Origin of the sequence: Enterobacter cloacae complex sp. ECNIH7 (assembly GCF_002208095.1) — a bacterium.
GTDB lineage: Bacteria > Pseudomonadota > Gammaproteobacteria > Enterobacterales > Enterobacteriaceae > Enterobacter > Enterobacter cloacae_M.
In genome coordinates this window covers 3511032-3523287 of record NZ_CP017990.1, presented here as the reverse complement: position 1 = coordinate 3523287, position 12256 = coordinate 3511032, and the positions used below count along the sequence as shown (strand labels likewise).

The window sequence follows — 12256 nt, the reverse complement described above, 5'->3', positions numbered from 1 at the left end:
AATCACTTGCACGTTTACAGACGGAGCGTCAACGGCTCCGTTACGGATGGCAATCAACGATAGCCATACTGAACAGGGAGATATTTATGAAACTTCGGCTGTCGGCGCTTGCGCTTGGCGCGACGATGCTTGTGGGCTGCGCCAGCTCCGGTGAGCAAACGGGACGCTCCGATCCTCTCGAAGGATTTAACCGCTCAATGTATAGCTTCAACTACAACGTACTGGACCCGTATGTGGTTCGTCCGGTGGCAGTAGCATGGCGCGATTATGTTCCACAACCCGCGCGTAACGGGTTAAGTAACTTTACCAGCAACCTCGAAGAGCCTGCGGTCATGGTGAACTACTTCCTGCAGGGCGACCCGTATCAGGGGATGGTCCACTTTACCCGCTTCTTCCTGAACTCCATTCTGGGGATGGGTGGCTTTATTGATGTTGCAGGTATGGCTAACCAGAAGCTGCAGCGTGAACAGCCGCACCGTTTCGGCAGTACGATGGGACACTATGGCGTCGGGTATGGTCCGTACGTGCATTTACCGTTCTACGGTAGTTTCACCCTCCGTGATGATGGCGGCGATATGGTGGATACGCTGTATCCGGTCCTGTCGTGGCTGACCTGGCCGCTGTCGGTGGGTAAATGGACGGTAGAAGGGATTGAAACCCGCGCGCAACTGCTCGACTCTGATGGTCTGCTGCGCCAGTCTTCTGATCCGTACATTATGGTGCGCGAAGCGTACTTCCAGAATCATGACTTTATTGCCAACGGCGGCAAGCTGAAGCCGGAAGAGAATCCAAACGCGAAAGCGATCGAAAACGAACTAAAAGATATCGATTCGGAATAAATAAAAAAGGTGAGCAATGCTCACCTTTTTTGATTCCAGCGCGATTAGAACGCGTAGTTGAAGTTCATGCCGTACAGCCAGGCTTTACCTTCGGAAGAGAACTCATACGGACCTTCCTTGAAGTTAACTTTTTGACCGTGCATATAAGATATGCCCGCATCAATAGAAGCATCCTTGTTGAATGCATAGGTCGCACCAGCGCTCAGCCAGAAGCGGTCCTGATCCGGAATCGAGATAGAGCGTTTGTCTGCTGGTACCGGACTATCATCGAAGGCAATACCGGTGCGGAATGTCCAGTTGTCATCCATATAGTAGGTTGTCCCCAGCGCGATGCGGTAAGCATCACGGAAGCTCTCATCTTTATAGAAGAGCGTGTCGCCGTTGCTATTGGTCGCCTTCAGCTCCTGGAACTGGCTCCAGCTGGTGTAGGTCAGGCTATAGTGAACTGCCCACTGTGGCGCCACTTTGTTATAACCTGACAATTCCCACATTTCTGGTAAGTGCAGGCTCAGAGAGCCGCCAGTGGTTTGTCCATTGGTTCCCATCGGAAGACCGAAGTTGCCGAGGATCTGGTTATAAGCAGAAGGGAGGCTGCTTTTGTAATCTCCATCAAAGTCGATTTTTACTTCGGAACGGTAGGTTAAGCCGTAACGGTTGTTTTTATCGAGTTCATAAAGGATACCGGCGTTCCAGCCAAAGCCCCACTCATCGCCCTTCAGATAAGCGATCTGAGTGTCTGCTGGTATACCAGCCACTCGCTGTGCCAGGGCTGGAGGAAGTGCGCCTGAGCCAGCGACGACTTTACCCAGGTCGCCCGCGTAACGTTCGATCTTCGCTTTAGCATACACAGCGTCAAAGCCAACGCCGAAACTCCAGTGATTATCCAGACGGTAAGCACCGCTCAGGTTCAGGTTCAGGGTTTCGAGGTCGGTTTTACCGCCAAACGCCCCAGCTGCATAGTCGTTATTGAACTCGGTTGCTAAACCGTAGTTAGAGGTCACGGATGCGCCCCAGCCGAACTGGTCGTTAATCGGCGCCACGAAGTGCATGTTTGGAACCCATGCCGTTGGGGCAATGTTATCCGATTTCAGATCGGCACCTGTCGGAGAACGGCCCGAGATATCAACACCTGGATCGACAAAAATTGCTCCGGCAGAGAAGGTCGGACGATCGAACATCATGATCAACGCGGGGTTACGACTCGCGTTACCCGCATCATCAGCAATGGCGCCTTCCCCTGAATACGCGCGGCCAAGGCCAGAGGAAGAAAATTCGTTTAACTGAAAGCCCGCTGACCAGGCGGAAGTGGAGACGAGTGCCACTGCGACTGCCAGCGCAGTCTTGTTGAACAGGGTTTTCTGGCTCATGACCATAACCTCATTGAGTTATTTTTATTCAATAATTGTTACATACCGTAACAGGAGCGCGAAGTGTAGGGTCTGAGGTATGACAGACAAATCAGACCAGTGGCCAGAGTATAGGTCCGACCAGCCTGAATGTTGCAAGTTTGTTTATTAATATTTTCAAACATGTTTCGTGAAACGAGATCTGCTTGGCAAAATTGTGACCATCGCGACTCACCCAAAAGGGTGGTTTTTGTTTTAGATCATTTTTTAGTGTGATATTGGTCACTTAACCGGTTTTGCGCCATTAACGGCTGGAGAGAGCCCGCGCCGGGGCGTAAAATATCAGCATCGTGTTTATCTCGCGCTCTGCGCGAATACAGAGGAAATTGAGCTATGAGTAAATGCAGTGCTGATGAAACCCCGGTTTGCTGCTGTATGGATGTTGGGACCATCATGGACAACTCCGATTGCACCGCGTCTTACAGCCGCGTGTTCACTACCCGCGCTGAAGCGGAAGAGACCCTGACCGCGCTGAGCAAGCGTGCGCGTGACGTTGAATCCGATCCGTGTGAAATCAAGTCAACCTTTACCGAAGTGGAAGGCGGCGTGAAGCTGGACATCGACTTTGTTTTCGCCTGCGAAGCGGAAACGCTGATTTTCCAGCTGGGCCTGCGTTAATTTCTGCGGTCGGATCCCTCTCCCTAACACTCTGCCACGGGAGAGGGCTCAAACATTAAAAACGGTAACCTCAGGGTTACCGTTTTGCTTTTATCACGCCGGCATTTTCTTTTTCTTCTCTGTGTTTTAGCTCGCACTTTTTCGTTTCCCCGATTGGCTGAATGTAAAAAAATGGTTAAGACTATTATCAGGTCAGACCACTTTATGTTGGCGAAAATTTTTTACAGGGGAGTGTTATGAGTCAGGCATTACCGCTTATTACCCGTCAGGGCGATCGCATTGCCATAGTCAGTGGATTGCGCACGCCGTTTGCGCGGCAGGCAACGGCGTTTCATGGCATACCGGCCGTTGACCTGGGCAAAATGGTAGTGGGGGAGATGCTGGCTCGCAGCGAAATTCCGCCGGAGGTTATCGAACAGCTGGTCTTCGGCCAGGTCGTGCAGATGCCTGAAGCTCCCAACATTGCGCGTGAAATCGTCCTGGGTACCGGGATGAACGTCCATACCGATGCCTACAGCGTCAGTCGCGCCTGCGCGACCAGCTTCCAGGCCGTGGCAAACGTCGCTGAAAGCCTGATGGCGGGTACGATTCGCGCCGGGATTGCGGGTGGGGCGGATTCCTCTTCGGTGCTGCCGATTGGAGTCAGTAAAAAACTGGCGCGCATCCTGGTAGATGCCAATAAAGCCCGCACGACGGGTCAGAAACTCAAACTCTTCTCGCGTTTACGCCTGCGCGACCTCATGCCCGTGCCGCCTGCCGTAGCGGAATATTCTACTGGCCTGCGCATGGGCGATACCGCCGAGCAGATGGCAAAAACGTACGGCATTACCCGCGAGCAGCAGGATGCCCTGGCGCATCGCTCGCACCAGCTTGCGGCAAAAGCCTGGTCGGAAGGCAAGCTGACCGACGAGGTCATGACCGCCTATATCCCCCCTTACCGTGAACCGCTCGCGGAGGACAACAATATTCGCGGCACCTCAACGCTGGCGGATTACGCAAAACTCCGCCCGGCGTTTGACCGCAAACACGGTACGGTGACGGCGGCGAACAGCACGCCGCTGACGGATGGCGCCGCCGCCGTGATCCTGATGACCGAATCCCGCGCGAAGGAGCTGGGCATCACTCCCCTGGGCTATTTACGCAGCTATGCCTTCACCGCCATTGATGTCTGGCAGGACATGCTGTTAGGTCCGGCGTGGTCCACGCCGCTGGCGCTGGAGCGCGCGGGGCTGACGCTGGCTGATTTAACCCTGATTGATATGCACGAAGCGTTTGCCGCGCAAACCCTGGCAAACGTACAGCTGCTGGCAAGCGAGCGTTTCGCGCGCGATGTGCTGGGCCGCGCCCATGCCACGGGCGAAGTGGATCAGAGTAAATTCAACGTGCTGGGCGGCTCTATCGCCTACGGTCATCCGTTTGCCGCCACAGGGGCGAGGATGATCACGCAAACATTACATGAACTCCGTCGCCGCGGCGGCGGGTTTGGCCTCGTTACCGCCTGTGCGGCGGGTGGCCTTGGCGCAGCAATGGTTCTGGAGGCTGAATAATGGATCTGCCATCTGCATTTAATCTAACGGTTCGCCTCGATAACGTGGCCGTTATCACTATTGATGTGCCTGATGAAAAGATGAATACCCTGAAGGCCGAATTTGGTGTTCAGGTGCGCGCGATGCTAAAGCAGATCCGCGACAACAAAGCGATTCGTGGTCTGGTCTTTATCTCTGCCAAGCCGGATAACTTTATCGCCGGCGCGGATATCAACATGATCGCCCGGGCGCAAAGCGCTCTGGAAGCCGAAGAGCTGGCGCGTCAGGGCCAGCAGGTGATGGCGGAGATCGGCGGCCTGCCGATCCCGGTCATTGCCGCAATCCACGGCGCCTGTCTGGGCGGTGGGCTTGAGCTGGCGCTGGCCTGCCACAGCCGGATTTGCACCGACGATGCGAAAACGATTCTGGGCCTGCCGGAAGTGCAGCTGGGCCTGCTGCCTGGCTCCGGCGGAACGCAACGGTTGCCGCGTCTGGTGGGCGTTAGCACGGCACTGGAGATGATCTTAACCGGTAAACAGCTGCGTGCCCGTCAGGCGCTGAAAGCCGGTCTGGTCGATGACGTCGTGCCGCAGTCCATTTTGCTGGAGGCCGCCGTTGAGCTTGCGCTGAAAGGTCGTCAGGCAAAACGTCCTCTGCCGGTACGCGAGCGCGTGCTGGCCGGTCCGCTGGGAAGAACGCTCCTGTTCAACATGGTGGGCAAAAAGACCGAACAAAAAACCAAAGGCAATTACCCGGCGGCAAAGCGGATCCTGGAAGTGATCGAAACCGGGCTGTCGCAGGGCAGCAGCAGCGGCTATGCAGCGGAGGCCAAAGCCTTTGGCGAACTGGCGATGACGCCGCAGTCACAGGCGCTGCGCAGCATCTTCTTCGCCAGCACGGACGTGAAAAAAGATCCGGGCAGCGAGGCGCAGCCTGCGCCGCTGCGTGCCATTGGCGTACTGGGTGGGGGGCTCATGGGTGGCGGAATCTCTTTTGTTACCGCCAGCAAAGGCAAATTGCCTGTACGCATCAAAGATATTAATCCTAAGGGGATCAACCACGCGCTGCAGTACAGCTGGCAGAACCTTGATCAAAAGGTCAAGCGCCGCCATATCAAGGCAAGCGAGCGTGATAAAACCCTGGCGATGATCTCCGGTACGACGGATTACAGCGGTTTTGCGCACCGCGATCTGGTGATTGAAGCCGTGTTTGAAGATCTGGCGCTTAAGCAGCAGATGGTGGCAGACGTTGAGCAACATTGCGCCCCGCATACCATTTTTGCCTCCAATACGTCGTCATTGCCGATTGGCGATATCGCGGCGAAAGCCGCGCGTCCTGAGCAGGTGATTGGGCTGCACTTCTTTAGCCCGGTCGAAAAAATGCCGCTGGTGGAAGTTATTCCGCACGCGACTACCAGTCCGCAAACTGTTGCCACCGTGGTGAAGCTGGCGAAAAAACAGGGCAAAACCCCGATTGTGGTAGCGGACAAAGCTGGCTTCTACGTCAACCGCATTCTGGCTCCCTACATTAATGAAGCCATGCGGCTGCTGACGGAAGGGGAGAAGATTGAGCACGTCGACGAGGCGCTGGTAAAGTTTGGTTTCCCCGTTGGCCCAATCCAACTTTTGGATGAGGTGGGAATAGACACCGGCACTAAAATTATACCAGTGCTTGAAGCCGCATATGGCGATCGTTTTAGCCCACCTGCAAACATTGTTTCTGCGATTTTGAAGGACGATCGCAAAGGCAGAAAAAATGAACGCGGTTTCTATCTTTACGGCGCGAAAGGGCGTAAAAGCAGGAAACAGGTCGACCCTTCGGTATATGGACTCATTTCGACTACGGGTCAGGGAAAACTCTCTGCCGTTCAGTGCGCTGAGCGCTGCGTGATGATGATGCTCAATGAAGCGGCGCGCTGTTTTGATGAGCAGGTAATCAAGAGCGCGCGCGATGGCGACATTGGCGCGGTATTTGGCATTGGCTTCCCGCCGTTCCTTGGCGGCCCGTTCCGTTACATGGATACGCTCGGCGCGGGTGAAGTGGTTGCTATCCTGCAACGTCTGGCTTCGCAATATGGTCCACGGTTTACACCGTGTGACGAATTATTGCAGATGGCGGAACGCGGCCAGACATTTTGGCCTGCAAGGGAAACTGTCCTCGTAAGCTGAGGTCAAAGAAGGGTAAATCCTGAAGTGAATGACCCTGTTCTGGCGATTTTGTAAACAGAGATTGACTATACTTACGCCATTGAGGTAAAAAACAGCGTTTCATTCACCGAATGGATCAGGCACAATGCCCGGCCATCGGGTTTTCTACCTCTCAGCATTTATCGCGGGTAGTTAACGCCGGTGCTTCTGGTTAACAAAAGCGGTGCAATATGCAAGTTTTTATCATGCGTCACGGCGACGCGGCACTCGATGCCGCCAGTGACTCAGTACGTCCTTTGACCGTCTGCGGCTGCGACGAATCTCGTCTGATGGCGACCTGGCTTAACGGTCAAAAAGTGGACATTGAACGCGTTCTGGTGAGTCCGTTCCTGCGTGCAGAACAGACGCTGGAGGTGGTAGGGGAGTGTATGAACCTGCCGACCAGTGTGGATGTTCTGCCTGAACTCACCCCGTGTGGCGATGTAGGCCTTGTCAGCGCTTATCTTCAGGCGCTGTGCAATGAAGGTGTCGCTTCCGCGCTGGTCATTTCCCACCTGCCACTGGTTGGCTATCTGGTATCTGAGCTGTGCCCGGGCGAGACCCCGCCGATGTTCACGACATCCGCCATTGCCAATGTTTCTCTCGACGAAACGGGCAAAGGCGTCTTCAACTGGCAAATGAGTCCGTGCAACCTGAAGATGGCAAAAGCGATCTGACGTGACGTGCGATATGGCGGGGGCAATGTGCTTCCCGCCAGTCTGTCAGGGCAACTCTGGCGGCTGCCACTCTTCCACTTCAATCAACACCAGCAATGCGGCATCTCCGCCGTACTCTTTCGGTGCCTGATGAAACGCCATCACGTGTGGGTGCTGAGCCAGCCACAGTGGCGTCTGTTGCTTCAGAATATGTTTACCGTGGCCGTGCATCACGCAGGCGCAAAAAACGTGTTCGCGGCGACAGGCCGCGATCAACGCGCCCAGCTCCTGTTTCGCCTGCATCTGGGTTAAGCCGTGGAGATCGAGAAACAGCTCCGGCGAGTAATCTCCGCGGCGTAACTTTTTCAGCTCAAAATGGCTGACGTCTTCGCGCACGTACTTCACGGCCCCCTGCGTATTGAGCAGCGGCTGAAATTCATCTGAAAAATAGTGGCTGTTATCCGCCTGCTCCTGCAGAAGACGCTTGACCGGGACTTCGCTGATTTTTTTGCGCTGCGGGCGATGGACAATCGTGTCCTGCATGATTTTCCGCGTCCCGGTCATTAGCTGGCGGAAGAGCGCCTGATCCTCCTCGCTGAGCGATGTTTTCTTTTTCATTCGTCATTCTCATCTCGTATTTCCGATAGTGTACCCGACTAAACGCATTTTTTAACCTCAAGCGGTACGCGTCATTGCTGATTTATCGCCGTCTTCATGGCAAACTAGCCGCCGAAAATTATGCGAGCATGCCCTGGAGGAAAGAGTGGATAAAATATTTGTCGATGAAGCAGTAAACGAGCTGCATACCATACAGGACATGTTGCGCTGGTCGGTTAGCCGCTTCAGCGCCGCCAATATCTGGTACGGACACGGTACCGATAACCCGTGGGATGAGGCCGTGCAGCTGGTGCTGCCGTCTCTCTATCTGCCGCTGGATATTCCTGAAGACATGCGCACCGCGCGCCTGACCTCCAGCGAAAAACACCGCATCGTTGAGCGTGTGATCCGCCGCGTGAACGAACGCATTCCGGTCGCCTACTTGACCAACAAAGCCTGGTTCTGCGGTCACGAGTTCTATGTCGATGAGCGCGTGCTGGTGCCGCGCTCGCCGATTGGCGAGCTGATCAACAACCATTTCGAAGGTCTGATTAACCATCAGCCGCAGCATATTCTGGATATGTGTACCGGTAGCGGCTGTATCGCCATCGCCTGTGCTTACGCCTTCCCGGAAGCGGAAGTTGACGCCGTCGATATCTCCACCGACGCGCTGGCCGTGACCGAGCACAACATTGAAGAGCACGGCCTGATCCATCACGTTACGCCAATTCGCTCCGACCTGTTCCGCGATCTGCCGACGCTGCAGTACGATCTGATCGTGACCAACCCGCCGTACGTCGATGCGGAAGACATGTCCGATCTGCCGAACGAATACCGTCACGAGCCGGAGCTCGGTCTGGCGTCAGGCTCTGACGGCCTGAAGCTGACGCGCCGCATTCTGGCCTGCGCGCCGGATTACCTGACCGACGACGGCGTTCTGATTTGTGAAGTGGGCAACAGCATGGTACATCTGATAGAGCAGTACCCGGATGTGCCGTTCACCTGGCTTGAGTTCGACAACGGCGGTGACGGCGTCTTTATGCTGACCAAAGCGCAGCTGCTCGACGCGCGCGAACACTTCAGCATCTATAAAGATTAATCCAGCGGGCTTCGGCCCGTTTCACAACGCTCAAACACAAACAACAACATCGGAGCCGTGATGGCAGGAAACAGTATTGGACAGGTATTCCGCGTGACCACCTTTGGCGAGTCACACGGGCTGGCGCTGGGCTGTATCGTTGATGGCGTACCGCCAGGCATCGAACTGACCGAAGCCGATTTACAGCACGACCTCGACCGTCGTCGTCCGGGCACCTCTCGCTACACCACGCAGCGTCGCGAGCCGGACCAGGTCAAAATTCTCTCCGGCGTCTTTGAAGGCCGCACCACCGGCACCAGCATTGGTCTGCTGATTGAAAACACCGATCAGCGCTCCCAGGACTACGGCGCCATCAAAGACGTGTTCCGTCCGGGCCACGCCGACTATACCTACGAACAAAAGTACGGGTTCCGCGACTATCGCGGCGGCGGACGCTCTTCCGCCCGTGAAACCGCAATGCGCGTGGCGGCTGGCGCCATTGCCAAAAAATACCTGCAGCAGAAATTTGGCATCGTTATCCGCGGCTGTCTGACCCAGATGGGCGACATTCCGCTGGCGATCAAAGACTGGGATCTGGTCGAGCAAAACCCGTTCTTCTGTGCCGATGCCGACAAGCTGGACGCGCTGGACGAACTGATGCGCGGCCTGAAAAAAGAGGGCGACTCCATCGGGGCGAAAGTGACCGTGGTGGCCGATGGCGTCCCGCCAGGCTGGGGCGAGCCGGTATTTGACCGTCTCGACGCCGACATCGCCCACGCGCTGATGAGCATCAACGCGGTGAAGGGCGTTGAGATTGGCGACGGTTTTGACGTGGTATCCCTGCGCGGCAGCCAGAACCGCGACGAAATCACGAAAGCGGGCTTCCAGAGCAACCACGCGGGCGGCATCCTGGGTGGGATCAGCAGCGGGCAGCAGATTGTTGCCAACATCGCGCTGAAGCCAACCTCCAGCATTACCGTGCCGGGCCACACGATTAACCGCGATGGCGAAGAAGTTGAGATGATCACCAAAGGACGTCACGATCCGTGCGTGGGGATCCGCGCGGTGCCGATCGCAGAGGCGATGCTGGCGATCGTGCTGATGGATCACTTCCTGCGCCAGCGCGCGCAGAATGCGGATGTGACGACCACCATTCCACGCTGGTAAACATGAAAAAAACCGCAATTGCTCTGCTGGCGCTGCTGGCCAGTGGAGCCAGTCTGGCCGCCACACCGTGGCAAAAAATCACCCATCCGGTGGCGGGGAGCGCGCAGTCGATCGGCGCTTTTTCCAACGGCTGTATCGTGGGCGCGCAGGAACTTCCGCTGCAATCGGAGACCTATCAGGTGATGCGTACCGACCAGCGTCGTTACTTCGGCCACCCGGATCTGGTGCTGTTCATTCAGCGACTGGGAAACCAGGTTCATAACCTGGGGCTGGGCACGATGCTGATCGGCGATATGGGGATGCCTGCCGGCGGTCGTTTTAACGGTGGACACGCCAGTCACCAGACCGGACTGGATGTGGATATCTTCCTGCAGCTGCCGAAAGCCCGCTGGACCGCCGCCCAACTGCTGAAACCGCAGGCGCTGGATCTGGTGGCGAGCGACGGTAAGCGCGTTGTGCCGTCCCTGTGGACGCGGGATGTTTCCAGCATGATCAAGCTGGCGGCAGAAGATAACGACGTCACGCGGATTTTCGTTAATCCGGCCATCAAGCAGCAGCTCTGTCTGGATGCCGGAACCGATCGCGACTGGCTGCGCAAAGTGCGCCCGTGGTTCCAGCATCGTGCGCACATGCACGTTCGTCTGCGCTGCCCGGCGAACAGCCTGGAATGTGAGGATCAGCCGCTGCCACCGCCTGGCGATGGTTGTGGTTACGAACTGCAAAGCTGGTTTGAACCGGCAAAACCTGGAACCTCTAAGCCTGAGAAGAAGACACCGCCTCCGTTGCCGCCTTCCTGCCAGGCGCTACTGGATGAGCATGTACTTTAATGGATAATTTCGTCGATCTGTTTATGGTGTCACCGCTGCTGCTGGTGGTGCTGTTCTTTGTGGCCATGCTGGCCGGTTTTATCGACGCGCTCGCGGGCGGCGGCGGGCTGTTAACCGTGCCCGCGCTGCTGGCGGCGGGCATGAGCCCGGCGCAGGCGCTTGCCACCAACAAGCTGCAGGCCTGCGGCGGCTCGCTCTCGGCGTCGCTCTATTTTATCCGCCGTAAGGTGGTGAGCCTGGCCGATCAGAAGCTCAATATCCTGATGACCTTTATCGGCTCCACGTCGGGCGCGCTGCTGGTTCAACACGTGCAGTCGGATGTTTTGCGCCAGATCCTGCCGGTTCTGGTCATCTGCATCGGGCTTTACTTCCTGCTGATGCCAAAGCTCGGTGAAGAAGACCGCCAGCGTCGCCTGTACGGCCTGCCGTTTGCCCTGATTGCCGGGGGCTGCGTCGGTTTTTACGACGGTTTCTTCGGCCCGGGGGCAGGCTCGTTTTACGCGCTGGCGTTCGTGACGCTGGCCGGGTTTAACCTCGCCAAATCCACCGCCCATGCCAAAGTACTCAACGCCACCTCGAACGTCGGCGGCCTGCTGCTGTTTATCATTGGCGGCAAGGTTATCTGGGCAACCGGGTTTGTGATGATGGCAGGGCAGTTTCTGGGCGCGCGCGCGGGCTCGCGTCTGGTGTTAAGCAAAGGACAAAAGCTGATTCGCCCGATGATCGTCATCGTCTCGGCCGTAATGAGCGCCAAACTTCTTTATGACAGCCATGGACAGGAGATCCTCACCTGGTTGGGGATGCACTAATGAACAGTACGCATAAATACGAACAGCTGATTGAGATTTTCGACGGCTGTTTTGCTGACGATTTTAATACCCGTCTGATTAAAGGCGACGACGAACCGATCTATCTTCCTGCTGATGCAGAGGTTCCGTATAACCGCATCGTCTTTGCCCACGGCTTTTATGCCAGCGGCTTGCACGAGATTTCGCACTGGTGCATCGCGGGGAAAGCGCGGCGCGAGCTGGTGGACTTCGGTTACTGGTACTGCCCGGACGGACGTGATGCCGCAACGCAGGGCCAGTTTGAAGATGTGGAAGTGAAGCCGCAGGCGCTGGAATGGCTATTCTGCGTCGCGGCGGGTTTCCCGTTCAACGTCAGCTGCGACAACCTCGAAGGCGACTTCGAGCCAGACCGTATCGTCTTCCAGCGCCGCGTTCATGCGCAGGTGATGGAATATCTTGAGAAAGGCATCCCCGAACGTCCGGCACGCCTGATCGAGGCCTTACAGAATTATTACCACACGCCGGTTATCACGGCGGAATGCTTCCCTTGGCCGGAAGATCTTTAACA

12 protein-coding genes are annotated in these 12256 nt (G+C 56.3%); 10 read left to right on the top strand and 2 right to left on the bottom strand.

Annotated features, from left to right (window positions below):
* The first annotated feature begins 86 nt into the window (after positions 1 to 86).
* Positions 87 to 839 carry a phospholipid-binding lipoprotein MlaA gene (gene mlaA / locus WM95_RS17330; protein ID WP_023312585.1) on the top strand — a complete coding sequence of 251 codons (753 nt, stop codon included), beginning with the start codon at positions 87 to 89 and terminating at the stop codon, positions 837 to 839.
* Positions 840 to 883: 44 nt separating this feature from the next.
* On the opposite strand, the gene fadL is transcribed toward mlaA, so the two are convergent.
* The gene (gene fadL, locus WM95_RS17325; protein ID WP_023312584.1) at positions 884 to 2206 is read right to left on the bottom strand and encodes a long-chain fatty acid transporter FadL; all 1323 of its coding nucleotides are present in this window, start codon (positions 2204 to 2206) and stop codon (positions 884 to 886) included.
* A gap of 372 nt (positions 2207 to 2578) precedes the next feature.
* On the opposite strand from fadL, the gene WM95_RS17320 reads away from it, so the two are divergent.
* The 4 genes from WM95_RS17320 (at position 2579) to sixA (ending at position 7252) form a co-directional block, all read left to right on the top strand.
* Complete coding sequence (locus WM95_RS17320; RefSeq protein WP_023312583.1) at positions 2579 to 2863, top strand: YfcZ/YiiS family protein; 285 nt, start codon at positions 2579 to 2581, stop codon at positions 2861 to 2863.
* A gap of 236 nt (positions 2864 to 3099) precedes the next feature.
* Positions 3100 to 4410 (top strand): acetyl-CoA C-acyltransferase FadI, encoded by a 1311-nt coding sequence (fadI, locus tag WM95_RS17315; protein WP_032666638.1) that lies wholly within the window; start codon positions 3100 to 3102, stop codon positions 4408 to 4410.
* Positions 4410 to 6557 carry a fatty acid oxidation complex subunit alpha FadJ gene (gene fadJ / locus WM95_RS17310; RefSeq protein WP_063409166.1) on the top strand — a complete coding sequence of 716 codons (2148 nt, stop codon included), beginning with the start codon at positions 4410 to 4412 and terminating at the stop codon, positions 6555 to 6557. Before fadI ends, fadJ begins: the two co-directional genes overlap by 1 nt.
* A gap of 209 nt (positions 6558 to 6766) precedes the next feature.
* Positions 6767 to 7252, top strand: a complete 486-nt coding sequence (sixA, locus tag WM95_RS17305) for a phosphohistidine phosphatase SixA (RefSeq protein WP_023312580.1) — start codon at positions 6767 to 6769, stop codon at positions 7250 to 7252.
* A gap of 45 nt (positions 7253 to 7297) precedes the next feature.
* Here sixA and smrB read toward each other — a convergent pair whose 3' ends face one another.
* Positions 7298 to 7849 carry an endonuclease SmrB gene (gene smrB / locus WM95_RS17300; RefSeq protein WP_023312579.1) on the bottom strand — a complete coding sequence of 184 codons (552 nt, stop codon included), beginning with the start codon at positions 7847 to 7849 and terminating at the stop codon, positions 7298 to 7300.
* A 145-nt stretch (positions 7850 to 7994) separates the two neighbouring features.
* Between smrB and prmB the strand changes: the two genes are divergently transcribed.
* The 5 genes from prmB to WM95_RS17275 are packed head-to-tail and all read left to right on the top strand — an operon-like array spanning position 7995 to position 12254.
* Positions 7995 to 8927: a 50S ribosomal protein L3 N(5)-glutamine methyltransferase gene (gene prmB / locus WM95_RS17295; RefSeq protein ID WP_023312578.1), complete on the top strand. Its 933-nt coding sequence runs from the start codon at positions 7995 to 7997 to the stop codon at positions 8925 to 8927.
* A 60-nt stretch (positions 8928 to 8987) separates the two neighbouring features.
* Positions 8988 to 10073, top strand: a complete 1086-nt coding sequence (gene aroC / locus WM95_RS17290) for a chorismate synthase (RefSeq protein WP_063409165.1) — start codon at positions 8988 to 8990, stop codon at positions 10071 to 10073.
* A 2-nt stretch (positions 10074 to 10075) separates the two neighbouring features.
* Positions 10076 to 10900 (top strand): penicillin-insensitive murein endopeptidase, encoded by an 825-nt coding sequence (gene mepA, locus WM95_RS17285; RefSeq protein ID WP_063409164.1) that lies wholly within the window; start codon positions 10076 to 10078, stop codon positions 10898 to 10900.
* A complete protein-coding gene (locus WM95_RS17280) occupies positions 10900 to 11709 on the top strand; it encodes a sulfite exporter TauE/SafE family protein (protein ID WP_023312575.1) in 810 nt (269 codons plus the stop codon). Before mepA ends, WM95_RS17280 begins: the two co-directional genes overlap by 1 nt.
* Positions 11709 to 12254, top strand: a complete 546-nt coding sequence (locus WM95_RS17275) for an elongation factor P hydroxylase (protein ID WP_033146101.1) — start codon at positions 11709 to 11711, stop codon at positions 12252 to 12254. The genes WM95_RS17280 and WM95_RS17275 overlap by 1 nt, the downstream gene beginning before the upstream one ends.
* The last annotated feature ends 2 nt before the right edge of the window (positions 12255 to 12256 follow it).

Coding starts and splice junctions, on each gene's coding strand:
- mlaA (WP_023312585.1), top strand. CDS start 87: ATGAAACTTCGGCTGTCGGCGCTTGCGCTTGGCGCGACGATGCTTGTG.
- fadL (WP_023312584.1), bottom strand. CDS start 2,206: ATGAGCCAGAAAACCCTGTTCAACAAGACTGCGCTGGCAGTCGCAGTG.
- WM95_RS17320 (WP_023312583.1), top strand. CDS start 2,579: ATGAGTAAATGCAGTGCTGATGAAACCCCGGTTTGCTGCTGTATGGAT.
- fadI (WP_032666638.1), top strand. CDS start 3,100: ATGAGTCAGGCATTACCGCTTATTACCCGTCAGGGCGATCGCATTGCC.
- fadJ (WP_063409166.1), top strand. CDS start 4,410: ATGGATCTGCCATCTGCATTTAATCTAACGGTTCGCCTCGATAACGTG.
- sixA (WP_023312580.1), top strand. CDS start 6,767: ATGCAAGTTTTTATCATGCGTCACGGCGACGCGGCACTCGATGCCGCC.
- smrB (WP_023312579.1), bottom strand. CDS start 7,849: ATGAAAAAGAAAACATCGCTCAGCGAGGAGGATCAGGCGCTCTTCCGC.
- aroC (WP_063409165.1), top strand. CDS start 8,988: ATGGCAGGAAACAGTATTGGACAGGTATTCCGCGTGACCACCTTTGGC.
- mepA (WP_063409164.1), top strand. CDS start 10,076: ATGAAAAAAACCGCAATTGCTCTGCTGGCGCTGCTGGCCAGTGGAGCC.
- WM95_RS17280 (WP_023312575.1), top strand. CDS start 10,900: ATGGATAATTTCGTCGATCTGTTTATGGTGTCACCGCTGCTGCTGGTG.
- WM95_RS17275 (WP_033146101.1), top strand. CDS start 11,709: ATGAACAGTACGCATAAATACGAACAGCTGATTGAGATTTTCGACGGC.